This is a genomic window from Brevibacillus centrosporus (assembly GCF_046622605.1).
GTDB classification, from domain to species: Bacteria; Bacillota; Bacilli; order Brevibacillales; family Brevibacillaceae; genus Brevibacillus; species Brevibacillus centrosporus.
Genome location: NZ_CP176856.1, coordinates 5,513,345 through 5,537,911 on the forward strand (window position 1 = coordinate 5,513,345; position 24,567 = coordinate 5,537,911).

Below are 24,567 nucleotides of genomic sequence, written 5' to 3' on the forward strand. Positions count from 1 at the left end.
AGCGTCTAATCCCAACATCATGAACCGGGCGAGGGGACCGATGGGCTTTAGTGGACCAGTGGTAAAAGCAAAGGATCGGAAGGGAACCATCAAACGGATTTGGCTGTACATGGAGAAGCAAAAAGCACAATTGGTAGCTTCAATTTTTTTTGTCATCATCTCTACTCTGCTAGGGATCCTCGGTCCCTATCTGATCGGAATAATCATGGACGAATACATCATACCGAGGGACATCGCAGGAACGATCAGACTTCTAGCTTTACTTGCGCTTGTCTACATCGCAACCGTGGTATTTACTTGGCTGCAAACGTTTATGATGGTTCGCGTATCGCTGCAAACGATTCGAAATTTGCGCCAGGATTTATTTGATAAATTTCAGACCTTATCCCTGCGCTTCTTTGACAGCCGTGCGCATGGCGATCTGATGAGCAGGGTAACGAATGACATTGATAGCTTAAATAATGCCCTTAGTCAGAGTGTTGTTCAAATATTTTCATCGGTATTGATGGTGGTGGGAGTGGCGATTGCGATGTTTTCGCTCAATTGGCTCCTTGCCATCGTGACCCTGCTCGTGATCCCCATCATGATGCTAGCCTCGAAAAAGCTGATCACGTACAGCAGCAAGCACTTTAAGAAGAGACAAAGGGATCTGGGAGTGCTGAACGGATTTATCGAGGAGTCGATTTCGGGTAACGAAGTGATCACACTTTTCGGCAAAGAGGAGAAGTTTGACAGGGAATTTTCAGGCGTCAATGAACGATTGCGTCATTCGGCGATGGCGGCTGATACGGTCTCAGGATTCCTTGGTCCTGTGAACAATTTCATCAACAATCTTGGACTTGGTCTAGTGATTCTGGTCGGAGCAGTCCTGACGGTGAAGGGGATGGCTACCGTTGGGATTATTGCTGCCTTTGTGACCTACTCGAGGCAATTCTTTCGACCCATCAACCAGCTCTCCAATCTGTTTAATATGTTTCAATCGGCCATTGCTGGAGCGGAGCGCGTATTTGAGGTCATGGACGAGACACCGGATATGGTTGATAAAATGGATGCCATCGTAGTGGAGTCTTTTCGAGGCGATGTGGAATTCTCTCACGTTCACTTCGGCTATGAGAAGGGAAAACCGATCCTAAAGGACATCCATTTCGCGGTGAAGCCAGGACAGAAGGTCGCTCTTGTGGGGCCCACTGGTTCCGGAAAGACGACCATCATTAATCTCTTGATGAGGTTCTATGATGTAACAGCTGGCGAGCTAAAAGTGGACGGCCGCGATATTCGCGATTATCAGCTTAGCGGACTGCGGAAAAAAATCGGTGTCGTGCTTCAGGATACGTTCCTGTTTTCCGGTACGATCATGGAGAACATTCGTTACGGACGTTTAGAAGCAACGGATGAGGAAGTCATCGCAGCAGCCAAAATGGCTTCGGCGCACCAATATATCAAGCATCTGCCTGATGGCTACCTGACGCGCATAACATCGGGTGGAGCCAACTTAAGTCAGGGACAGCGCCAATTACTCGCCATCGCGAGAGCTATCTTTGCCGATTCCGACATCTTGATTCTGGATGAGGCCACCTCGAGCATCGATACCAGTACAGAGATCGAGATTCAAAAGGGACTCAACCGCTTAACGGAGGGGAGAACAAGCTTTGTCATCGCTCACCGTTTGAAAACCATAGAAAATGCGGATCTGATCTTGGTCATTCACCTGGGGGAAATCATCGAGTCGGGTACCCATGAGGAGCTTTTGCAGAAAAAGGGCTTTTATTTCGAAATGTATCACAGCCAGTTTGCTCATCTGCAAAATGTGTCCGCTCAGGAAGCAGTCGAATCGTAGCAAAAAGAAAGCCGCTTTGCTCCATGACGGAGGACAAAGCGGCTTTCGCTGTTCTAATGGCGAAGCCAAATTTTCTAATTAATTTCGAATCAGATAATCAAATGCACCCAATGCTGCGGTCGCACCCGATCCCATCGAAATAATGATCTGTTTGTACGGGCTATTCGTGCAGTCACCTGCAGCAAATACGCCAGGGATGGTGGTAGCACCATGCTTGTCGACGACGATCTCGCCCATGCGAGTGCGCTCAATCTCATCGCCCAGCCAATCCGTGTTTGGTACAAGACCGATCTGAACAAATACGCCTTCGAGCTCAACGTGGTGAACGGTTTCTGTCTCGCGATCCATGTAGGAAATACCATTTACCTTGTCGGTACCGGTAATTTCCTTGGTTTGCGCGTTCTTGATCACCGTTACGTTTGGCAGGCTGTAAAGACGCTCTTGCAGAACAGAGTCGGCTTTCAGCTCAGCTGCGAATTCGAGAACGGTAACATGCTTCACAATACCAGCGAGATCAATCGCTGCTTCGATACCGGAGTTTCCGCCGCCAATTACGGCAACGCGTTTTCCAGCGAAGAGAGGACCGTCGCAGTGTGGGCAATAAGCTACGCCTTTGTTCTTGAACTCGGCTTCACCAGGAACACCTACATTGCGCCAGCGAGCACCAGTCGAAAGGATCACCGTTTTGCTCTTGAGGACAGCACCGTTTTCCAGTTCGATTTCGATCAAGTCTTTCTTTTCCAAACGTTTTGCACGCTGGAGGTTCATTACATCGACATTGTACTCTTTGACATGCTCTTCCAGGCTTGCTGCGAGTTTAGGACCCTCGGTGTACGTCACACTGATAAAGTTTTCAATACCCATGGTGTCCATGATCTGACCGCCGAAGCGCTCAGCCACAATGCCGGTACGAATGCCTTTGCGCGCTGCGTAGATTGCAGCACTTGCCCCAGCTGGGCCGCCGCCGACAACGAGCACATCGAAAGGCTCTTTGTCCGCAAAAGCGGAAGCATCGGGAGCATTGCCCAGCTTGGACAGGATTTCTTCCAGAGTCATACGGCCGCTGCCAAAGGCTTCTCCATTCAGGAGAACAGTTGGAACAGCCATGATGTCTTTACTTTCTACTTCTTCTTTGAACGCAGCACCGTCAATCATGGTATGGGTAATGCCAGGATTGAGAACGCTCATCACGTTCAGGGCTTGTACAACATCAGGACAATTGTGGCAGCTCAGGCTTACGTACGTTTCAAAATGGTACTCGCCCTGGATGCCCTTCACTTGATCGATCAGCTTCTGATCAACCTTTGGCGGTCTTCCGCTGACTTGCAGCAGAGCCAATACCAAAGAAGTGAATTCATGTCCCAATGGTACGCCTGCGAAAGTTACCCCGGTGTCTTCGCCGATGCGATTTACACTGAAGCTTGGTGTACGCTGCATGGTTGTTTCTTCAAGCTTGATTCGCGTAGACATGGTGGCCAGCTCATCGAGGAGAGCCAGCATGTCACGCGATACGCTATCGGAGCCCGCACTATATTTCAGCAGTACGTCGCCTTCTAACAGCTGAAGGTACTGCTCCAATTGTGCTTTAATTTCTGCGTCCAGTATCATTTATACCACTCCTTAGATCTTACCAACGAGATCCAGGCTAGGTTTCAGGGTAGCAGCACCTTCTTGCCATTTTGCTGGGCAAACTTCACCTGGATTGCTGCGAACATATTGAGCTGCTTTCAGTTTGCTGACAACTACGCTTGCATCGCGACCGATACCGCCAGCGTTGATTTCCAGAGCTTGTACAACACCGTCTGGGTCGATGATGAAAGTACCGCGATCAGCCAGTCCATCTTCTTCGATCAATACATCGAAGTTGCGGGAGATGGTGTGAGTTGGGTCACCGATCATGGTGTAAGTGATTTTGCCGATAGTCTCGGAAGTGTCATGCCATGCTTTATGAGTGAAGTGAGTATCTGTGGAAACGGAGTATACTTCAGCTCCCATAGATTTCAATGTTTCGTATTGGTTTTGGAGATCTTCCAGTTCAGTTGGGCAAACGAAAGTGAAGTCTGCTGGGTAGAAGCAAACAACGCTCCATTGACCTTTGAAGTTTGCATCTGTAACTTCTACGAATTCACCGTTTTTGTAAGCTTGTGCTTTGAAAGGCAGTACTTGTTTTCCGATGAGAGACATTCTGAAATTCCTCCTAAATATTTGTTGTAGAGAATTATTATTAAATGTAATAATTCTAACTTGATAACCATTATCACTCATATTCTTCTGTTTGTCAATGAAAATAATAATAATTTTAATTAAGAAGTAATTACTAGCTAGTCTTGATCATTTGAAGAAGGAATATACTTGCGATTTGGTCTTTTTTCATAGGCAACCCGTTCCGCACGAAGTAGTCATTTTATGTAACAGAAATACTATTTACGAAAAACTACTGACCTATGCAACATTCTCCGTCGTTGGGCATGGAGAATGGTCCATGCCTTTTTTACTGGAAAAATGCCGATTTTATCGACGATAGGTCGATAGTTTCTTTTCTAGGAAGGGCGGCAGGATAACGAAAGATTCCGCTAGAATGATCAACCTACAGTGGTATCCAAGGTTCCGTAATAGAATGTGTTGCTATATGCCACTCGGTATTGCCTGGTAATGCTAAAAAGGAAATCAACGTAACGCCAATGGAAACTACTCAAGAGGAGGAATTACGTATGCAATTTCACTTTTATGTAGGGAACGACAATGGGAATAGCGAGCATGACATTTTCGTTGACGGAAGGCTGATCCAGCAACCGAATGTGAATTGTGCAGTAGATGGACTTCCTTGGAGTGAAGAACAGGCTCCGGAAAGCATTGTGAAAAACCTCCAGGATCAACTGATTGTCACCATTGATTCACCTTCAGCACGACCAGGAATGTATTACATTGGCAAGTTCGCGTTAGATAGTGGTGAGTTACTGGACACCATGCAGGTTGGGATTGATTACAAATATGATGTGGATTTGCCCATCGTAAATACATTGGGGCAGATTGCGTCAGTCGCTGTTCAGAAAGTATTTGAAGAAGACAAGGGCATTCCTGAAAATATCGACGTATTGGTGGATATGGCGACTGCGCTCCCGATTACCCAGCATACAGACGAAGCATCAGCCAGGTTTGAAAGAAGATTTATGACGGGGCCTCACAATGTTACCGTTCACTTGGGAAAACTACGGGTGACTGTCAAAGTTGTATTCGACTTTACAAAAGTAGTCCCTGAAGCGACGCCTGTAACCTTTGCCCTTCAGAAAGACGAAGAAGGGAATTGGAGGGAGGGTGATATTTTCAACGAGTTCGCCCAAGCCTATGCGTTACCCGAAAACTTCAACGGCAGCTATTTTAAAGACAAACGGATTTTGCATACAGATATCGGAGATGGTTCAACGGAATATCCGATCACGGAAGGGAATAAGCTTCTGCGGCAATTTGTGCATGGAAGCAATCACGGAGCGGGTTATGCCATTGAAGAAGCCTTAGATGAATTCAATCGACTGATTCATTTGCCAGACAGTCCGAGACAATTCTTTAGTGACGTCATAAAAAATCCGAACCATAAATACCATTCCAAGGCGATTAAGACCTTGCGAAGGCCGCTCGAAGGACAGGCCAAACAAATCATTACCCATATGAGAAAGCAACTGACAAAGGCGAGAAACGAAATCGACGTGATTTGTGTGTATGGTGGGGGAAGTATTCTCATGCGTTCCATTCTTCATCCGATGCTTAAGGAACTGTGCGAGGAGAGAGAAATCAAGCTTTTATATATTCCGCCTCAGTACGCAGTGACGATGAACGCGAAAGGATTGGATGCCTTTGTGCGGGGGAAGATTTACGAGGCACTAAAGGAAAGAGCCAGACAAGCCGTTTAGGAGTGCGCCATGAAAAAGCCTAAAAAGCCAGGGGATAATATTAGTATTAAAACAAAAAAGAACGAATCTCCTCTAATCGTAGAGTGGATCAATTCCCAAACGAATTTGATGGATTCCATTCGCTATCTCATAGAAAATGAAGTGGTTGCGAATGGGATTCGAAATTTACAAAACCATATTCCAGCAGAACGCCAAAATGAGTTTTTGATTGCGAATCATTCAAATAGCAAGCGATCAGAGGAAGCACCTCCAATAAAGGAAGCTGCATTATGGAAGAAACCTGAAAAACGAATTCCCGATGATGACATTGATGATGAAGACATCGAGTCGTGGACGTGAAGCTTTTCAGGGCCGTACCATACGAAGTAATACTTAGTATGAGCAAGTAATTCTTAGGGAGAGAAAGGATCATTTCCATTTACTTTCATCATAAGTCAGGTTGACACAAGAAACACATCATTGTACACTTTCAACATAATTAAATAAGACCTCACTTAAATCAGTGAGGTAGAGGCGCGATATTTAACAGTCCTTAGCGGAGCTTGAGACGCTGTGATGCTAGGGAGAAGGAAATGTCGCCGAAGCTTGTAATACGCTCGGTATTACTTGCTGGGTCTGCAGTTAAGAGCTGCAGGACTGTCTCAATAAATTGTCCCGATTTATTGAGTTGTGCTATCTCATTTGGGTAAAGAGAGGTTTTTGGGTAACTGCGCATTTCACGCGGCCTGAGACAATCTCAGGTCGCTTTTTGCTTTGTAAAAATACAAAAATTTTTAAAGAGGGGTAATCATCATGAAAAAACAGTCTACATTTTTGGCAGTGTTTCTATCCGCAATGGTAGCTTTAGCAGGATGTGGTTCGAGCACGACGAGCAGTCCGGCAGCCGCACCAGCAGCATCCGACAATACATTCAAAGTTGGCTTGGAAGCCGGCTACGCTCCTTTTAACTGGACGCAAATGGACGATGCCAATGGTGGCGTGAAAATTGACGGCAACGCCGAATATGCAGGCGGCTACGATGTAGAAATCGCGAAAAAGATTGCAAAAGGCTTGGGCAAAGAATTAGTGATCGTGAAAACGGAATGGGATGGTCTGGTGCCAGCGCTGACCTCCGGCAAGATCGATGCGATCATCGCGGGTATGTCTCCAACAGCCGAGCGTAAACAAACCATCGACTTCTCGGACAACTACTATAAATCCAATCTGGTTATGGTTGTGAAAAAAGGCGGAAAATACGAGGGAGCTACCTCTATCCAGGATTTCAAAGGGGCGAAGGTAACGGCTCAATTGAACACCTTCCACTACTCTGTAATCAATCAAATTGAGGGTGTCGCTCAAGAGCCTGCGATGGACAACTTCCCGGCAATGCGCGTGGCACTGGAATCCGGTATGATTGACGGTTACGTTTCCGAGCGCCCAGAGGCAGTTAGTGCTTCCTCAGCAAACCCTAACTTTGCCATGGTTGAGTTTAAAGATGGATTTAAAACATCCGAAGACGATACAGCGATTGCCGTAGGGGTACAAAAAGGCAGCGAGCTGACTGGCAAAATCAACGAGATTTTGAAAGGCATCTCCGAGGAAGAGCGCACGAGCATCATGGATGCGGCAATCAAGAATCAACCAGCAGCAAAATAGCTCGACTCCCCAAAAACCGGCTGCACGATCCGCAGTCGGTTTTATCACGGGATAGGTCCAACATGTAAGGGCGCAGTGTAGCCGAGTTTTCTAATCAAGAAATGGAGGAGTAAGATGAGCTTTGAGTGGATTGTAAAAATCGTCTCCGATAACTGGCCGATGTTCCTGCGCGGAGCGGGGATGACCCTTCTCGTCGCCTTGCTCGGTACGATTGTAGGGGCCATCATTGGTCTCCTGGTTGGGGTCATCCGTACGATCCCTGTGCCAGAACGCGGCCCTAAACGCGCGGTTCTCAAACTGGTTAATGCCATTCTCTCTATTTATATTGAATTTTTCCGTGGAACGCCGATGATCGTTCAGGCGATGGTCATTTATTACGGCTCTGCCTTGGCATTCGGTTTCGATATGGACCGGATTTTTGCGGCGATCTTTGTCGTTTCGATTAATACAGGAGCGTATATGGCTGAGATCGTTCGCGGCGGTATCATTTCCGTTGATAAAGGTCAGTTCGAAGCGGCACAAGCCATTGGGATGAATCATGTGCAAACGATGTGGAATGTCGTCTTGCCTCAGGTAATTCGCAATATCCTGCCGGCAACGGGCAATCAGTTTGTCATCAATATCAAGGATACTTCCGTATTGAACGTGATTTCTGTTTCAGAATTGTATTTTACAACCAAGTCGATCGCCGGAAACAACTTCCGCTATTTTGAATCGTTCTTTGTCGCATGCGTCATTTACTTTATCATGACGCTGATCGTGACCCAAATTTTGCGTTACATCGAAAGAAAATTGGACGGGCCTGACAGCTATACAATGGTGGGGTTAGAGACAGCAGGCAAGAAATAACCGAGGAAGGAGGGCACAGACATGGAAACGATCATTGATATCCAGCAACTAAAAAAATCCTACGGGAATCACGAGGTCCTAAAGGACATTCATTTCTCCGTCAAAAAAGGAGAAGTGGTCACCATCATTGGTTCCTCGGGGTCCGGCAAGTCGACACTTCTGCGCTGCATTAATCTATTGGAGAAGCCAAGCGGCGGAAAAATAATTTACCACGGGGAGAATATCCTGGACGACAATCACGATATTTTTGCTTATCGGCAAAAGCTAGGGATGGTTTTTCAGCAGTTTAATTTGTTCAATAACCACAATGTTCTCGGCAATTGCGTAGTCGGGCAGATCAAGGTGCTGAAGCGCTCCAAGGAAGAAGCTGAAAAGGTAGCCATGAAGTACTTGAAGGTCGTCGGAATGGACAAGTACGTGAATGCCATGCCAAAGCAGCTGTCAGGCGGTCAAAAGCAGCGCGTGGCTATCGCCCGAGCACTTTCCATGGAGCCGGATGTGATGCTCTTTGATGAACCGACATCGGCTCTCGATCCGGAAATGGTGGGAGAAGTCCTGAAGGTCATGAAGGAGCTGGCGGGTTCTGGTCTGACGATGCTGGTGGTAACGCACGAAATGGAATTCGCCCGGGAAGTATCCGATCGTGTGGTGTTTATGGACAAAGGCGTCATCGCAGAAGAAGGAAGTCCGGAGCAAATTTTCAATCAGCCGAAGCAAGAGCGCACGAGAGAGTTCTTGAAGCGGACCTTAAAGCAAGCCTGATAATAAAAAGGAGTGGCCCTATTTGCGGTCACTCCTTTTTTGTACACGGATCGAGAACTAGAATACGTCATGCAATCCCGTATCCGAATAAACCGAGATCAAAACAACAGCTTTCTCATCCCCGATATTTTTCACAAAGTGCGGCACACTGGCGTTCCAGCTGAAGGAGTCGCCTTCCTCCAGAATCATCGAGTCTTCCCCTTGTTCGGCAAGCACCTTTCCTTCCAGCACCAGATGGCATTCCTCTCCCTCATGGGCATTGGCCTCGCCCATCGAAGCGCCAGGAGGGAACTCCACCAGCATCATGCGCAGTCCGCCTTTAGAGGTGACATGCTCGATTTTCAGGTTGTTGTGGGTAGAAAAGGAACGCTCCGCTTTGCGAACGACGCGCATATGCTGTTCCTTTTCCAGCAGTAAATACGGAAGCGGAACGCGGAGAAAGCTGGAGATGGTCTGCAGCGTCTGTATGGAAGGCGACGTGTTATTGTTTTCGACGTTGCTGATAAATCCTTTGGAAAGTCCTGTTCCTTCGCACATTTGTGCGATGGTGATTTTCTTTCGATTACGTATGGCACGGATTTTTGATCCTATATCCAAATGGTCCACCTCAAATGTTTCCTGATAAAAAACTTAATCCTATATTAGCAAAAATAAATTTGACAATCTACAGCAATCGTTGTTATCTTATAGATGAATAATATTCTTATCAGGAAACATGCTACAGCGTCGTTTTTTATTTTTTGCCCCAATGTTGTCTGATATGAATGTAATATCTCTATTTAAAAATAAGTGTCGCTCTATACATCGTATTTGGGGAAGGGATGATGGACAGATGAATGCGCCCATGATTTATGAGCTGCAGCGTCCGAAGACAATAGATCCGAACAAAAAATACCCAGCCCTTTTCATGATGCATGGCATCGGGAGTAATGAGCAAAACATGCTGTCCTTGGTTCGTGGGATGGAGGAGCAGTTCTTCATTTTCAGCATTCGAGGGCATTTGCCGCAGCCGCCGGGTTATGCGTTTTTTACGATTCAGGGCTATGGGAAGCCGCATCGCGAGGTTTTTGATCACGCCATCGGCAAGCTGACCAGCTTTATCGAGTATGCGACAGAGCAGTATCCAGTGGAGCAAAGCCAGCTGTACCTGCTCGGCTTCAGTCAAGGTGCGATTTTGTCCCTGACACTGGGTCTGACACTGGGCGATCGCATCAAAGGAATTGTCGCACTCAGCGGGTACATTCCGGGATTTGTAAAAGAAGAGTATGGGAAGAAATCGGTCGACCACATGAGCTTATTTATCTCCCACGGAGAGATGGACCAGGTGCTGCCGTACGAGTGGGGGGTCGCGAATCATGAGTATTATCAAGGACTTGGTGCAAGTGTTACGTTTAAATCCTATCAGGATGGGCATGCCGTTTCGATCCAAAACCTGCACGATTTTCAGCAGTGGCTGCTCGCATCACTGACCAAGTGAGAACCAATGACAAAGGAGAGGATTTCCATGTTTCCGTCCTTTTTTATCGCGCATGGGGCGCCCATGATCGCTCTGGAAAACAACGATTACACCCAATTTATCAATGAGCTGGGAAAATCCCTGCCAAGACCAAAAGCCATCGTTCTTTTCTCCGCTCACTGGGAGTCGCAAACGCAGCAAGTAAGCGACGTAGAGGAATTCAGCACGATTTACGATTTTGGAGGCTTTTCCGAAGAACTGTACCGCATTCAATACCCGGCAAAGGGACAGAAAGACATCACCCATGAAATTATAGGCCTATTTGAAAAGCAGGGAATCTCCTTTTCGGTAGATACTAGCCGCGGATTGGACCATGGGGCATGGGTCGTATTGCGATTGCTATACCCAAATGCGGATGTACCTGTGATATCGATGTCGGTCAATTCGAAGTTAGCTCCGAAAGAGCAGTACCAGATCGGGAAAGCTCTGGCAGCGCTCAGAGAACAGGACATTCTCATTATTGGCAGCGGGGGGACTGTCCATAACCTGCGGGCGTTGAAGTGGGCGGAAGATAACGGGCAGGCAGACGACTGGGCACTGGCGTTCGATGAGTGGCTGGAAGGTCGTTTGAAGGCTTGGGATGTAGATTCCCTGTTTGACTACCGAGCATTGGCACCAGCGTCTCAGTATGCTGTGCCTCCTTATGGCAGCGAGCATTTTGTCCCGATTTTTTACGCGATGGGTGCAGCCGATCAGGAGCGTGAGGCGAAAATGTTGCATCGCAGTTATCGCTATGGCAACCTGAGCCATAGTGTTTGGCAATTCGGGTGATGGAAAAGCAAGCAAAGCAAAAGTCCCTAACGGTTTCGTGTTAGGGACTTTTTACTGCTCATCCTTCATCCGGCCTGCTTGCAATGGAAAGGCCCTGACCGTACAGCTGGGTCAAACGCCGGTGCGTATTTGCTACCCCAATCCCGCTTTTCCCTTTCACGGTGAAGCATCGTATCTTGATCCATTCCTTTGCCATCGTCCTTGACTTCAACCAGCGTAAAAACTGGAGCACGCTGACAAACAACAGGACGATCAGGAAATCCTTTATTCGATCATTGGCATACGAGGCATCGGGATAAAACATCTTGAAATTAAGATGATAATGTCTCAAAATAGAGATATTGCGATGGTACAGATGCGATTGCTCTGAAATCAACCAGAGCAAGCTATGGAAAAGGAGGAATCGCGAGTGGAAATCGGGCTAAGTACTTTTGTAGAAACAACACCGGACCCCAAGACCGGTGTCGTGATAAGCCATGCGCAGCGTTTGCGCGATGTCGTGGAGGAGATCGTTCTTGCGGATCAGGTCGGACTGGATGTCTTTGGGGTAGGGGAGCATCATCGCAAGGATTATGCGGCGTCTTCTCCAGCGGTTGTGCTGGCAGCAGCTGCCCCTCAGACCAAGCGGATCCGACTTACGAGTGCAGTGACTGTGCTGTCATCTGCTGATCCCGTTCGTGTGTTTCAAGATTTTGCAACGCTGGACGCACTTTCAAATGGGCGCGCGGAGATCATGGCTGGTCGGGGGTCTTTTATTGAGTCCTTTCCCCTGTTCGGGTACGACCTGAACGATTACGACGAGCTGTTCGATGAAAAACTGGAGCTGCTGTTGAAAATTCGCCAGTCCGAGAAGGTGACCTGGAGAGGCGGTCATCGGCCTGCGATTCACAATCTCGGTGTCTATCCGCGACCAGTCCAAAATCCTTTGCCGGTCTGGATCGGCAGCGGAGGAAATGCCCAGTCAGCCATTCGCGCGGGGCTGTTGGGATTGCCGTTTGTTCTCGCGATTATCGGGGGGCGTCCAGTCCAATTCGCCCCAATCGTGGATCTGTACAAGAGGGCGGCAGCGCAGGCCGGTCATGACCCGTCCAAGCTCACTGTCGCTTCTCACTCCCATGGGTTTATTGCAAAGGATAACGAGACGGCAGCGGACAAGTTCTTTCCATCCACCCAGCAAGCGATGAATGTTCTTGGTAAAGAGCGTGGCTGGGGACATTACGATCGAGCCACCTTTGATGCGGCACGCAGCTTTGAAGGTGCTTTGTACGTAGGTGATCCGGAGACGGTCGCGCAAAAAATCATTCATCTGCGAAAAAAGGTCGGCATTACCCGTTTTATGCTGCACGTACCTGTAGGCACGATGCCACATGAGGATGTCATGAATGCCATTCACCTGCTGGGAACAGAGGTGGCGCCGCGAGTACGTGAGGAAGTCGCCGAATGGGAAGCGGAGCAGAAACAGGATAGCTGATCGAAAGAGGGCATGAAAGAGGTCATTCTTCATATAAAAACGGTGCCAACGCGAGCGTTTCGCAAGGCACCGTTTTTTGTGTGTAAGCTTATGATTAAATAGCAGCAGCCGTTTTGGCATTTACTTGCTTCTTGATCTTGACTGCCATGAGCGAAGCGAAGAAGCAGACAAAGCCCGCGATCATAAAGGCTTGGGAGTACGTACCGAGCCAGTCGCGCATGACACCCGCTCCATAGGCGGCGGCAGAAGCCCCTACCTGATGGGCAACGACGATCCAGCCAAAGATCATTCCAGACCTCTCTTTGCCAAATACTTGGCTGGAGAGCTTGGCAGTCGGCGGTACTGTCGCGATCCAGTCCAAGCCGTAAAATACCGAGAAGATGATGAGCATCGTAGGCGTGGAATCGAGCGCATACGGCAGGAACAGCAAGGACAAGCCGCGCAGTCCGTAGTACCAGAAAAGCAGCCAGCGGTTGTCAAAACGATCGGACAACCAGCCAGAGATCGTTGTGCCGACGAGATCGAACAAGCCCATCATGGCGAGCAAGCCAGCAGCGGTTACTTCCGGTAGACCAAAATCTCCACAGGCGGCGATAAGATGAGTACCGATAAGGCCATTGGTGGAAAAACCGCAGAAGAAGAAGGTTCCCGAGAGCAGCCAAAAGGTCGAATTCTTCATCGCATAGCGCAAATTTTGCAGCGGGGCCAGAAAGATATTCCCGGTAAAAGGTGTAGGAGGGACGACTTCATCGGTTCCATAAGGAGCAGCGTCTACATCGGATGGATGGTTCCGCATCCAGACCGCGACAATTACCAAGACGAGAATCAGGACGGCAACAGCCGTAAAGATGGCATATCTCCAGCCCAGGTCGGTCGTCAGCTTTGCCATCAGCGGCAAAAAGATCAGCTGACCGGTAGCGGCACTAGCAGTTAGCAGGCCTACGACCAGCCCTTTGCTTTTGACGAACCATAGATTGCTGACCGTTACCCCCAGTACGTTTGCCATCATTCCCGTTGCAAGACCGGAGACGAGGCCCCATAACAGCTGGAATTGCCACAGAGCGGTCATGAAGGGAGTAGCGGCCAAGCTGATGGCCAGCACGGCAAGGGATAAGACGACGACCTTGCGAACGCCGAAGCGCAAAAGCAAAGCAGCAGAGAAGGGCCCTACCAAGCCGTACAGAAAGATCCCCATCGAGAGAACGCTGGAGATGCTGCCTCTGCTCCAGCCAAACTCATCCTGGAAGGGGACGAGCAAAATACTCGGCAGCGAGCGAATCCCGGCAGAGACCAGAAGAGTGACGAAGGTCAAGAGGACAATGATCCAGCCGTAGTACAAGCGGGATTTTGGCTTGAAGCCGTTTTGCGCATTGAGAGAATCCATACATACACCCCACGCTTTATTATTTTGTTTGTACATACAAATTTGTTGAAGGCATAACAGCTGGTTATTTTTCCAGCTGCTTGCTGGACGACGTCAAGTACTCCGTTAGCTGATCGCTGAGTTCTTTTCCAAGGATCTCCTCGTAGTTCTGCTTCAGCCTTTTGGAAGCCTGGCGAAGCGTCGGTCCAAGCTCGATGCCCTTTTCGGTCGGATATACCATGACGGTCTTTCCGTGAACTTTACGCTCCACGAGATGTTTGGTCTCAAGCTTATCGACGAAACGAGTCAGCGTGGAAGGCGTAATAGACAGCTTTTCAGAAAGCTCCTTTTGGGTAATGCCCGGGGAACCAATCACGAGACGAATGAGATACCCGTAAGCTGGTGCTAATCCGGTGGTGGCAAACGCCTCGTCGGCCATACGCGTAATCGCCCGACTCAGACGGTTGGTGGTAAAGTACAGGCAGTCTTGCAGAAAAGCCTCGTCTTTTTCAGGCTTTTGATTCATAGGTTGGGTCATCTTCTTTCCTCCACGTGGGGTAGGCTTGATGAATTTCTATTTTGTATGTACAACAAACAGTAAGCGGGAAGATCCAATCTGTCAATTAGAAAAATTACATTTTATGGGAAGAAAGTTTTTTGCAGCACGTTTGGCGCAGCGACTGGACTGGAAGGGATCAAAATACGCGTAAGCTTCAGCTGAATCTCGAGTGATTTTGCACGAGGCAATCGCGTGCTTGTCAGAAAAAGGGCGTTGTCGGTAGGCATGTACAGTTACAAACCTGTCTTTCTCTCAATAGGATAGAACAACACAAGAAGTTGTCTGAGAAAGAGGTAGGTAACACATGGCGAATCATCGCAGAAGAGCTCAAATCCGTTTATCGCCGCCTGAATTTACGTACTTTAACGAAATCAAATTCTCGATCGGCAATGACCCGTTGGTTCAAGTAGAGCCACTGCGTCAACTGGCAGGTGGGGACTTTCTCATCACGATACGTGTTCAAGGCATGCAAAAAGCACGGGCGCTCGCAACGCTGATCATAGCGACCAAACAAATCGGAAACTTACGGATACAGGTGAGAGTTGTCACCAGCGAGGGGAATCGCGTACAGCCCATCACACGAGCATTGACCCCTCGTGAAATTGTGGCACTCTACCAAACCGCGTTCCGAACGAATCGTCTGTTCAACTTCGCAGTAGTGCGCGCATCCATCAGCTTTACGGCCGTGTACCCCGTATTCAAGGCGCAAGTCATCCAGTTTTTCAACGATGATCTTTCCGACCTGTTCAACAATTTCAATCAGGTAGCCGCGTTTGTCTTTCGAGATGTGCTTCGGAATAGAATCAACCAAACGCCGATCCTGTTTTCTACGGCGCGCAAGACAATCAGCATGGCCAATCGAAAACGGAAGCCGAAAACGTAGTCTCTCACCAGGGACTGCGTTTTTTCGTTGTTTTTAACCTTTCCCATGTATTTTTGGTACTATTGGTTATGAGTTGGTGGGAAAGGGTGTTGGACATGAGCAAAACACTGGTGCTGGCTGAAAAGCCTTCTGTAGGACGAGACATTGCGCGCGTGCTGCAGTGTCAGAAAAAAGGAAACGGCTATTTGGAAGGCGATAAATATATCGTGACGTGGGCTTTGGGGCATCTCGTCACTCTGGCTGATCCAGAGGTGTATGGACAGCAATACAGCTCCTGGAAAATAGAAGATTTGCCGATCATGCCTTCTCCACTGAAGCTGGTAGTGATCAAGGAAAGCAACAAGCAGTTCCACAGCGTGAAGCAGCAAATGAGGCGAAACGACGTGAAAGAGATCGTCATCGCGACAGATGCAGCTATATCCCTATAAATTAATAATGTGCACTACAAAAAATTATCCTATACCTGAATTTTTCTAAGGTTAGACAACACTGTTCAAAATGCACATAATTAATTGGTGTACATAAATGATAGATTATAAGCTCCTTTATGTGCAATTTAGAAGCGCTAAAATTTCACCTGCCCTTCCGAGAAAGTTGCTCTCAGCTTGGGCGCTCGACAAGACGAAACGACTCACTGACTCTTCGCAAGATCACTTTCACTTTTTGTTTGACCATTCAGGGCATCTATTATCTGAAAAGATTATAGATGCCCTGAATGGTCATATCTATATTCAACGACTGCTGCGATTTGTTAATAGTCTTGTGTCCTGATTAAGCAAGTTTAACTGTGTAGAGCTAATAAATATAATTGTAATTTATTTACATGTAAAAATATGTAGTTTATTGTAATATTTGTAAGAATCTTAATATGGGAGGAATCAACTTGAAGAAGACATTACTTAAAAAACTAGGTATTCCGGTTTTTGTTGCTACAGCATTAATTGCTTATGCTACTCCGGCTTTTGCATGGTCAAGTGTAAGTGCTTACGCAACAGTTACTTTTACTGACTACGCCTCATATTATTATGCAAAAGGCACAGGGAAGGTATCTTCATCAGGTTCGAATACTGGATCGCAAGCACTTGAAAACTACTCCGTTTTTACAAGAGATGGAGAAGTAATAGATTCTGATGAATCTCGTGAAGGATCCAGTCCTGTTACATTAAGTTTCAGAAGTGATCGTGAAGGCGATAGTATAACGTGGGACTTGTCTGTTTATGGTTATCTCTATGAAGATGGTGAAGAGATAGATTCCGATGAGGACTATGATGGAGAAACACATCCTGGCATTTAATCTATTGAGAAATCGGAGGGTGTAAATAATGAAAGTAAAAGGAATTATGAAAGTAAAAGGAATTATGATAACAAGTGTACTAGCATTGCTAGTAGTATTTAATGGATCAGGACATACTGAAGCAAGCACTGATAAGTTTGTTGCTAAAACAAAAGAAGAAAAAGCATGGAAGGAATATGTAGACAAATCGGTCAAAGATAAATTGTTCGATACTTATGAAGATTCGACTGATAGTTTTGGTGTTAATCTTTCAGATTATACATACCATAGCATTCATGCTATACCAACAGAACAGGAGGGAATCGATCAGAAAACGGTTCTCTCCCTTAAAAAGGCTATATTTAAAACAGCCATGAAAGATATCAAAGCTGGTGATTTCCAACCTGGTATTTTTATCAAGAATGATGGATCTGATGCATTTGTTACCTTTAAAGAGGGGGATACTGGTGAGAATCATATTTACTGGTTCAAACCGGCTTCCAAGGGGAAATGGGAATTAGATAAAAGTGCTGAAAAGAAAGGGAAAAAAGTAGAAAAACTCAAGCTAAAGAAGCTTAAAGAGTTTGTTAAAGAGAATATTGACAAGTAGCATTTTGTCAATCTGTGTGCAAAAAAAATACAGTTGGGAGAACCCGACTGTATTTTTTCTATTTAAATCAAGCAGGAAAAGGATCTGATATGACGAGAGTTTTTCAAGGAGGTATTCCACTAATTTGTGGGAATGCTTTTTACCCCCTGAACGAGAGCGTAAAAAGTTTTGTGTAAATGGTTAAACTTGCCATTAAGGAGATGATCATTTATGCAAGACAAAAGGGATCTTACGATCAAAGAATTAGCAAAGGATTGCCGCACCATCGAGGATGTCCATGTGATGCTGAAGGACCTGTTTCGTGACACAATCCAGCAGTTGTTTGAAGCTGAAATGGATGATCACTTAGGCTACAACAAGCATAGTTCCGACGGCGACCATACTGGCAATAGTCGAAATGGCTACAGCAAAAAGACGGTGAAAACGAAGTTTGGCAACACCGAACTTCGTGTGCCTCGTGATCGCAACGGCGAATTTGAACCTCATATTGTGAAAAAACACGAGACTACCGTAAATGGTTTAGAAGAGCAAATCATTGCTCTCTATGCGAAAGGAATGTCTACGCGAGACATCGAGGAGCACATGAAGGATTTATATGGGATCGAGGTGTCAGCGGCGATGGTCAGTAAAGTAACGGATAAGATCATGCCAATGGTAGCGGAATGGCAATGCAGACCGCTTGACCGCGTTTACCCCATTGTATTTCTTGATGCTATCCACTTTAAAGTTCGCCAAGATAATCGGATCATCAATAAAGCAGCATACAGCGTTCTAGGTATTACCATGTCTGGACATAAGGACATTTTGGGTATATGGATTGGTGAGCACGAGAGTGCTAGCTTTTGGCTAAATGTGTGTACGGAGTTGAAAAGTCGCGGGGTAGAAGATATCCTGATTGCTTGTAAGGACGGACTTTCAGGGTTTTCAGAGGCAATTCATGCTGCATTCCCGAGAACTCAGATTCAGCTATGCGTCATCCACCAGATACGGAATTCCATGAAATATGTCCCCTTCAAAGAAGAAAAGCTAGTCTTGGCAGACTTAAAGAAAGTCTATCAAGCTCTTACATTAGAAGAAGCCGAGGTTGCCTTCTCTACTTTTAAAGACAGATGGGAGAAGAAGTATCCTATTATTATACGTTCCTGGGAAAATAACTGGATTGAGTTGACCGCTTATTTTAACTATCCTCCAGAGATTCGCAAGATGATCTACACCACGAATGTTATTGAGGGATATCACCGTCAACTCCGCAAGGTAACAAAAACGAAAACTGCCTATCCATCTGACGATGCCCTACGAAAGATCATCTATCTTGCAACTATTGAGGCTTCGAAGAAGTGGACTATGCCAGTCAGGAGTTGGAAAGAATGTATATCGCAGCTTGCCATCCATTTTGGAGACCGATTGCAAGCGGAGCTGTCCGCCTAATCCAACTGTTGAGCCGGCTTGACATGGAGCCTCTGCGGGCATGAGATCTTGCGATCGGGCGATTCTTGTAAAGACATGCATCGCACGGCGAACCAGCCTATCATGCCCGCCCCTCCATGTAAAGCCTTTGATGTAGCTATTCATTTCTTAAAAACCCATTTACACAAAATAATTTACATTCCCCCCTGAACGCTTAAATTATCTTTAAGTATCCACTTTTCACTAGTTGATTCAAATGTAAATTTATACATATGATTTGTTTTATCTGAAGACTTGTAAATTACAATTGCTTCTGTTCCCACTTTGTTGACAAAAATCGCTGGCATTAAGTCCCCCTTCTTCAGTTTACTTCTAATGATTTTCATTGATTCTAAGGAAAGCTTTTCTAAATTATTTTCGGATTCAACGAATTCTTGTTTTGAGTTATTTTGTGGACGATAATACTGATAATCGTCTTTATTGAGACCGAAGCTATGAAATATTTCATCATGAACTTCGATCAAATAATATACATCATGCAGTTTTTTTACTATTGCACTGTTGTTTGTAAGGAATAACGTATGATTCTTCTTAAACAGATAATTTGGCCCGGAAGCTTTCAGTGGTGTAGATTCTTCCTTTATATCCAATCCTGTAAAGGTATAAGTTACATTCCCAGGCACACTAAAATCCTCAACCAATTTTACACTCTCTACATCAACACTTTCCGGGAATATGGCTACATCAATTTGTCCTTTGTTCGTCTTCAATTGAACGACTTTCTCTACACTCAAGAAAACATTCGTAAGTTGAGAATTACTTATATCATTAACTTCTATATCAGAATATTCGTGCAGTATCTTGATAATGTTATTAACTGCATCATTATTTTCAATTGATAGGTTGGAATGCATTGTTACAGAATTCATACCTTTTTGCTGGCTGATATTCCAACCCATCCAACTTGGTATTATGATGGTGATAGCAAGTAAAGTGACTATCGCAGGAATGGGTAACTTAAACAATTTTGACCCCTTACGTTTAATCCGTAAATTGATTCTTTCTTCTACCTCCTTAACATGTACCCTGTCATTTTCGAAATTCAGTTGACTAGTCTTTCCAAGTTTTCGTAACATGTCCTCTACATCCATATTTCTCCCTCCTTACTTATCAAGGTTTTTATTTGTTCGCGCGCCCGATGCAATCGTGTATATACAGCTCCTGTCGAAATACCGAGAATTTCACTAATGGTCTCAATACTCAACTCTTCATAATAATGGAGGATGAGTATCTGCCTATGTCGAAAAGGGAGTTTATCAATTAGTAAAGCTAAATTAGCAAGTTCGTCTTTTCGGATAACTTGCGATTCAGTATCAATAATTCCTTTGTCCACTGGCTGAGCGAAATAGAATATGTTACGAAACAACCATGAACGTACGTATCGTTTAGACTCATTTACAGCAATTCGATATAACCAGGTCTCTATTCGGCTGTCTCCTCGAAAAGTTGAGAGATGCTTGTATGCCCTCAAAAACACTTCTTGTGTAATATCCTCTGCAGCTGTTCGATCTTTGACTAACCAGTAACATAGCCTATACACTTTGTAAAGATGTGCTTGCATTAGATGTTCGAATGACGAGTCCATTGTTTCGTTTAACAGCGTCATGCCGGGTATCATTTCATTTTCCTTCAGTGTTCTCTCCTCCTCTCTATAATTTAGATACAGCAATTAAATATTTCTTACAGATATAATTAGAAAACATTTGGAGTCCCTGAATGGGGATAAAAATTCAGCCATGTAATTCCAATTTTATGCAGGGAATTTGTACATTTGGCGGATGGGTGTATTTTACCAAAGTACAAGCATACGAGGGGATATTGAGATGGCTACTCAGTCGCTAAATATGGTTCTAAAATCCCTATTTAAGTTATTTAATTGAAAATTGACCAAAAAATGGTAAAATCATCCCTAGAATGGAAAGGGTGATTACATTGATTAGAAAGTACAGGATCATTTTTTTTATGGGTATGTTATGTGTAGCGGTGTTATTTGGCTGCACGATAAACTCGGAAGATAGCTTAACCACTCCTGTTAAATCTAGTATTTTGGATAAGGTGAAAAATGGTGAATTAGAAGGTATCTCAATCAATTTAGGAGCAACGAAAAAAGAGGTATTAGATAAATATGGGGATCCAATTCGCTCGGGGAACTCTGAATATGGATTTACTTTTTATTATGATGGTTTTAGTCTAGAATTTGAGGATTATGCTGATTCAATTGATCAGGTAAAAGAAACTAGTAAAGTTGTACTTATGAATGCTGACCCAAAGACTGTCGGTCTTACCGGATCACCTGATGAAATTAAGGGAATCCTGGGAATCCCTTCACGGGAGATACAAGATGATACTGGTGATAACACTTTCATTTTGGAGTATTCTGTGAGTGACTATTTATTTAAGATAACCTTTGATACCTCTAATAGTCCTGTAAAATATATAACTTTGCAAATCAAATAACTGTACAACACGACCTTCCAGATTTCAACCAATTGGATGACAAACTGATCACACAAGCCCGATATTCGCAATGTGCACCAACACTGGGCAAAGAACCTAACGACGTCGACATTCCGTATGTGAAGCATCACGGAAAAGGGAGAGGCATTAGACTTAAACTGCCAAGGCGGTTACGGATAATAAAGAAAAAGGGGAAGAAGAATAGTTCTTTTCCCAGCACGACTGAAAAATCCCCTTCATGTGAACAGGCAGTAGCTCGCCCTGCCTGCTTTCCCTGAAGGGGATTCCTTATTAGTATAGTCGTTGGCCATGTAAGGAGGTCTTCAGACACCAGCAGCATCCTATGCCTTTGGTATTGCGTACTGGTAAAATCAAGGACTTAGAATCGTAGTGGTATAATTTGATGTCGTTGTAGACAAAATCAACGTCGTATACCGAACGTTATATCATATAAGGGTGATTTACCCCCTCAGATCAATTATTTGTTTTTCAATTTTTTCTTTTTGTTCTTCTCCTTTGCTTTTTCTTTTGCCTCTTTGTCAATTTTTTTAATATCCTTGTCCGTTACATTAAAGTGCTTTTTAAAATTAGTCAATGTTCTGTCGTCTGGCTCATTATTGTTCATCCACTCGTAGAACTTATCTTGGCCAACATGGTCTATCAAAATCTGATCGATGTAATACTCAGGATTATCAATGTTTTTATCGAAATGATCATGATCACTTTCAGCTGTTAATGTAGCAAAATTCAATACATTTGGCCAAAAAAATTCTGGATTAATTGTATCTGAGTAGGACGGAGTTTTAGTATTTTCATTGTTTACATCAAAGTGTAGGTGATATCCTCTGTCCTCTTCCTCTCCAGGCGCCCCTGTATTACCTGATTCTGCGATTTCTTCGCCTCTACTAACATTTTCATACTTACTAACATAGTAATCATTTACATGAAGATACCGAGTAATGAGGTTATTACCATTTGGATCCTCATCATCATGTTTGATTGTTACATATTTAATAGGAGCAGAAGTATATTCTCCTACCGCAACTACCTCACCATCAGCAACTGCATAGACTGGTTTAAGTTTTACTCCAATATCGATCCCTTTATGTCGTCCATCCGAGCGGCTTTCACCATAATCTCCAGTAATAGTATAAAGGGTTGTTGGCCATCTCCATCCTAAAGAACCATAAGGATCATCAGGATCAGACATAGGAATAACCTCATCTACATTTTTAGTTTGAGCGATCGCAGCACTAGAAGCACTAAGCGATAATAAAGCAGCAAACAATCCAAGTGTAACTCGTTTCACTTCTTCACAACCCCTTTTCCAAATTTTTACTTTATACAACCTAATTCTATCATATTTGTAAAAATTTACAATATTAGGAATAAAAACAAGAAACAACCAGTTCCCTTTTCAAAAAGGAACTGACGAGGGGGCTGTTATATCTCGACTTTCGACGTTATTAGAAAGGGCATCCAGTAATACCCTGAATAGTGTCAAAGATCATATGAATTCTTCATAGATTAGAGGATCACATGGTTTATAAAACAAGTGAATATAATAGGCCTCTCTATGTGAGACTGTTGCAATGGATTGTCTTTGGAAAAGTCAAATCATTTTGGGGGACAAATAAGGTCTTCCTAAATGCGAAACGAGCCTTAGAAGTGATACAAGAGGCTCGTTTATCTTTGATACGTTTTGTTGTTCTGAAAAAATTGACTTTTGTAGTGCTTTCTTTTTATACTTTACTACTTCATCTCTTAAGGGTCTGTCAAGATTTTTGTGTAAACTCAATCAACCGATATATGAAAAGGTTTCATCCCCCTAATTGGGACCTCTTTTTCGAAGCCAATAGAGTCAAGGGCGTAAGGCGAAGCGAACCCTTGACGCATTGGTGGAGAGAAAGATAATCCCTTCGGGGATGAAGCCTTTCATTTGTTAGCGAATGTACGGCTGTACTCGATCTTCAAAGAAAACGGATAGCTGCAAGAGAATCTGCCCCCAGTTCTGGACGCGTCCCGTCCACTTTCGCAGAACATCCATGGTCACGAGATATAGCATCTTCAGAAGGGCATCGTCTGTGGGAAACATGGCTTTTCCCTTTGTCACTTTTCGGAGCTGTCGATGATAACTCTCGATGACGTTGGTTGTATAGATCAGCTTTCGAATCTCTGGAGGATATTTAAAGAAAGTCGCAATCTCATCCCAGTTATTCCGCCAGGAACGAACCATCAAGGGATATTTACTGCCCCAGGCTTGTTCAAATTGCTCCAGTTCTTCCAGTGCAGCTTGCTCCGTTGGAGCCTTATAGATGGGTTTCAGTTCGGACGTAATCTTTTTTAGATCCTTATAGGAAACATACTTGATGGAGTTTCGGATTTGATGGATGACACATTTCTGAATCTCCGTCTTCGGATAACATGCTGAAATGGCTTCTGTAAAGCCTCGAAGGTTATCGACGCTAGTAATGAGAATATCCTGGACTCCACGATTTTTCAGTTCATTGAGTACATGCAGCCAAAATTTTGCTGATTCATTCTCCCCAATCCAGATCCCGAGCACATCTTTATGGCCGTCAAGGTCAATGCCAATTACCATATAGGCGGCTTTATTGACGATAGCTCCGTCCTGTTTTACCTTAAAGTGAATGGCGTCAAGGAAAACAACAGCATAAACCGCTTGCAAGGGGCGATTTTGCCACTCTTTGATCATCGGTACAATCTTATTCGTTACATTGGATATGAGCGTTGGTGAGACTTCGATGCCATAGAGCTGTTGCAAATGGTCTTGGATATCGCGTGTGGATACGCCTTTGGCATAGAGGGCGAGAATTTGATCTTCGATCCCTGTAACATTGGATTGATGTTTCTTTACAATGTTCGGCTCAAAATCACCCTCTCGATCTCGAGGGACTTGGATGTCAACATCCCCGTACTCAGAACGGACGGTTTTCTTGCTATACCCATTGCGGCTGTTGGTTGTCCGCTTGTTTTTCATGTCATGCTTGGCGTATCCAAGAGAGGACTCGATTTCAGCTTCCAGCATTTCTTGGATCGTGTCTGCGAATAGATCCTTTAACGCTGACTGTACGTCGTCCACTGACTTCATGTTTTTCTCTTTGATCCACTGCTTGATCTGCTCTTTTGACATCATAAAAATCTCCCAACCTTTCTACTCCTAATTGTAGTTTAGAGGTTGAGAG

The 24,567-nt window shown here is 45.0% G+C and carries 24 protein-coding genes, 1 pseudogene and 1 riboswitch; of the genes and pseudogenes, 15 read left to right on the forward strand and 10 right to left on the reverse strand.

Features of this window, described 5'->3' with window-relative positions; translation table 11 throughout:
• Positions 1-19: 19 nt before the first annotated feature.
• On the forward strand, positions 20-1,837 hold the full coding sequence (locus tag ACLIN2_RS27660) for an ABC transporter ATP-binding protein (protein WP_411504606.1): 1,818 nt from the start codon (positions 20-22) through the stop codon (positions 1,835-1,837).
• 78 nt (positions 1,838-1,915) lie between these two features.
• Here ACLIN2_RS27660 and ahpF read toward each other — a convergent pair whose 3' ends face one another.
• On the reverse strand, positions 1,916-3,445 hold the full coding sequence (gene ahpF / locus ACLIN2_RS27665; RefSeq protein ID WP_092271651.1) for an alkyl hydroperoxide reductase subunit F: 1,530 nt from the start codon (positions 3,443-3,445) through the stop codon (positions 1,916-1,918).
• 12 nt (positions 3,446-3,457) lie between these two features.
• Positions 3,458-4,021, reverse strand: a complete 564-nt coding sequence (ahpC, locus tag ACLIN2_RS27670; protein ID WP_400588519.1) for an alkyl hydroperoxide reductase subunit C — start codon at positions 4,019-4,021, stop codon at positions 3,458-3,460.
• 527 nt (positions 4,022-4,548) lie between these two features.
• On the opposite strand from ahpC, the gene ACLIN2_RS27675 reads away from it, so the two are divergent.
• From ACLIN2_RS27675 to ACLIN2_RS27695, 5 genes are all read left to right on the forward strand, one after another.
• Positions 4,549-5,745: a hypothetical protein gene (locus ACLIN2_RS27675; RefSeq protein WP_411502728.1), complete on the forward strand. Its 1,197-nt coding sequence runs from the start codon at positions 4,549-4,551 to the stop codon at positions 5,743-5,745.
• 9 nt (positions 5,746-5,754) lie between these two features.
• Positions 5,755-6,084, forward strand: coding sequence for a hypothetical protein (locus tag ACLIN2_RS27680; RefSeq protein ID WP_411502729.1), 330 nt, complete (start codon positions 5,755-5,757; stop codon positions 6,082-6,084).
• Between the two features lie 161 nt (positions 6,085-6,245).
• Positions 6,246-6,428, forward strand: a riboswitch (Lysine riboswitch).
• Between the two features lie 109 nt (positions 6,429-6,537).
• Entirely contained in the window at positions 6,538-7,380 is an 843-nt protein-coding gene (locus ACLIN2_RS27685; protein ID WP_122960459.1) for a transporter substrate-binding domain-containing protein, read from the forward strand.
• A gap of 114 nt (positions 7,381-7,494) precedes the next feature.
• Positions 7,495-8,229, forward strand: a complete 735-nt coding sequence (locus ACLIN2_RS27690; RefSeq protein ID WP_328211292.1) for an amino acid ABC transporter permease — start codon at positions 7,495-7,497, stop codon at positions 8,227-8,229.
• A 21-nt stretch (positions 8,230-8,250) separates the two neighbouring features.
• Positions 8,251-8,991 (forward strand): amino acid ABC transporter ATP-binding protein, encoded by a 741-nt coding sequence (locus tag ACLIN2_RS27695; protein WP_411502730.1) that lies wholly within the window; start codon positions 8,251-8,253, stop codon positions 8,989-8,991.
• A gap of 57 nt (positions 8,992-9,048) precedes the next feature.
• Here the strand turns inward: ACLIN2_RS27695 and ACLIN2_RS27700 are convergent, their stop codons facing one another.
• Positions 9,049-9,588: a cupin domain-containing protein gene (locus tag ACLIN2_RS27700; protein WP_092271952.1), complete on the reverse strand. Its 540-nt coding sequence runs from the start codon at positions 9,586-9,588 to the stop codon at positions 9,049-9,051.
• A 235-nt stretch (positions 9,589-9,823) separates the two neighbouring features.
• Between ACLIN2_RS27700 and ACLIN2_RS27705 the strand changes: the two genes are divergently transcribed.
• Positions 9,824-10,468 (forward strand): alpha/beta hydrolase, encoded by a 645-nt coding sequence (locus ACLIN2_RS27705; RefSeq protein WP_411502731.1) that lies wholly within the window; start codon positions 9,824-9,826, stop codon positions 10,466-10,468.
• A 27-nt stretch (positions 10,469-10,495) separates the two neighbouring features.
• Positions 10,496-11,278: a DODA-type extradiol aromatic ring-opening family dioxygenase gene (locus ACLIN2_RS27710; protein ID WP_411502732.1), complete on the forward strand. Its 783-nt coding sequence runs from the start codon at positions 10,496-10,498 to the stop codon at positions 11,276-11,278.
• A 58-nt stretch (positions 11,279-11,336) separates the two neighbouring features.
• Here the strand turns inward: ACLIN2_RS27710 and ACLIN2_RS27715 are convergent, their stop codons facing one another.
• Positions 11,337-11,474 (reverse strand): hypothetical protein, encoded by a 138-nt coding sequence (locus tag ACLIN2_RS27715; protein WP_170184531.1) that lies wholly within the window; start codon positions 11,472-11,474, stop codon positions 11,337-11,339.
• A gap of 213 nt (positions 11,475-11,687) precedes the next feature.
• Between ACLIN2_RS27715 and ACLIN2_RS27720 the strand changes: the two genes are divergently transcribed.
• A complete protein-coding gene (locus ACLIN2_RS27720; protein WP_092271678.1) occupies positions 11,688-12,749 on the forward strand; it encodes an LLM class flavin-dependent oxidoreductase in 1,062 nt (353 codons plus the stop codon).
• A gap of 94 nt (positions 12,750-12,843) precedes the next feature.
• Here the strand turns inward: ACLIN2_RS27720 and ACLIN2_RS27725 are convergent, their stop codons facing one another.
• Together ACLIN2_RS27725 and ACLIN2_RS27730 are read right to left on the reverse strand one after the other, a co-directional pair.
• On the reverse strand, positions 12,844-14,133 hold the full coding sequence (locus ACLIN2_RS27725; protein ID WP_411502733.1) for an MFS transporter: 1,290 nt from the start codon (positions 14,131-14,133) through the stop codon (positions 12,844-12,846).
• A gap of 64 nt (positions 14,134-14,197) precedes the next feature.
• Entirely contained in the window at positions 14,198-14,650 is a 453-nt protein-coding gene (locus ACLIN2_RS27730) for a MarR family winged helix-turn-helix transcriptional regulator (protein WP_092271684.1), read from the reverse strand.
• A gap of 325 nt (positions 14,651-14,975) precedes the next feature.
• Here ACLIN2_RS27730 and ACLIN2_RS27735 point away from each other — a divergent pair, with 325 nt between their 5' ends.
• The 5 genes and pseudogenes from ACLIN2_RS27735 to ACLIN2_RS27755 all read left to right on the forward strand — a co-directional run bounded on the left by ACLIN2_RS27735 (position 14,976) and on the right by ACLIN2_RS27755 (position 18,865).
• A complete protein-coding gene (locus ACLIN2_RS27735) occupies positions 14,976-15,554 on the forward strand; it encodes a hypothetical protein (protein WP_092271687.1) in 579 nt (192 codons plus the stop codon).
• Between the two features lie 95 nt (positions 15,555-15,649).
• Positions 15,650-15,967 (forward strand): annotated as a pseudogene (locus ACLIN2_RS27740) (toprim domain-containing protein); the annotation flags it as partial.
• A 470-nt stretch (positions 15,968-16,437) separates the two neighbouring features.
• The gene (locus tag ACLIN2_RS27745; protein ID WP_092271691.1) at positions 16,438-16,848 is read left to right on the forward strand and encodes a hypothetical protein; all 411 of its coding nucleotides are present in this window, start codon (positions 16,438-16,440) and stop codon (positions 16,846-16,848) included.
• A 28-nt stretch (positions 16,849-16,876) separates the two neighbouring features.
• On the forward strand, positions 16,877-17,437 hold the full coding sequence (locus tag ACLIN2_RS27750) for a hypothetical protein (RefSeq protein WP_092271694.1): 561 nt from the start codon (positions 16,877-16,879) through the stop codon (positions 17,435-17,437).
• Between the two features lie 210 nt (positions 17,438-17,647).
• Entirely contained in the window at positions 17,648-18,865 is a 1,218-nt protein-coding gene (locus ACLIN2_RS27755) for an IS256 family transposase (protein ID WP_411502676.1), read from the forward strand.
• Positions 18,866-19,038: 173 nt separating this feature from the next.
• Here ACLIN2_RS27755 and ACLIN2_RS27760 read toward each other — a convergent pair whose 3' ends face one another.
• Together ACLIN2_RS27760 and ACLIN2_RS27765 are read right to left on the reverse strand one after the other, a co-directional pair.
• Positions 19,039-19,995 (reverse strand): hypothetical protein, encoded by a 957-nt coding sequence (locus ACLIN2_RS27760; protein ID WP_411502734.1) that lies wholly within the window; start codon positions 19,993-19,995, stop codon positions 19,039-19,041.
• Positions 19,986-20,522, reverse strand: coding sequence for an RNA polymerase sigma factor (locus tag ACLIN2_RS27765; protein ID WP_411502735.1), 537 nt, complete (start codon positions 20,520-20,522; stop codon positions 19,986-19,988). The genes ACLIN2_RS27760 and ACLIN2_RS27765 overlap by 10 nt, the downstream gene beginning before the upstream one ends.
• A 296-nt stretch (positions 20,523-20,818) precedes the next feature.
• On the opposite strand from ACLIN2_RS27765, the gene ACLIN2_RS27770 reads away from it, so the two are divergent.
• Complete coding sequence (locus ACLIN2_RS27770; protein ID WP_174769338.1) at positions 20,819-21,361, forward strand: DUF4309 domain-containing protein; 543 nt, start codon at positions 20,819-20,821, stop codon at positions 21,359-21,361.
• Positions 21,362-21,839: 478 nt separating this feature from the next.
• Here the strand turns inward: ACLIN2_RS27770 and ACLIN2_RS27775 are convergent, their stop codons facing one another.
• Both ACLIN2_RS27775 and ACLIN2_RS27780 read right to left on the reverse strand, forming a co-directional pair.
• Positions 21,840-22,670 carry a M23 family metallopeptidase gene (locus ACLIN2_RS27775; protein ID WP_139228097.1) on the reverse strand — a complete coding sequence of 277 codons (831 nt, stop codon included), beginning with the start codon at positions 22,668-22,670 and terminating at the stop codon, positions 21,840-21,842.
• Positions 22,671-23,303: 633 nt separating this feature from the next.
• Entirely contained in the window at positions 23,304-24,518 is a 1,215-nt protein-coding gene (locus ACLIN2_RS27780; protein ID WP_411502736.1) for an IS256 family transposase, read from the reverse strand.
• Between the last annotated feature and the right edge of the window lie 49 nt (positions 24,519-24,567).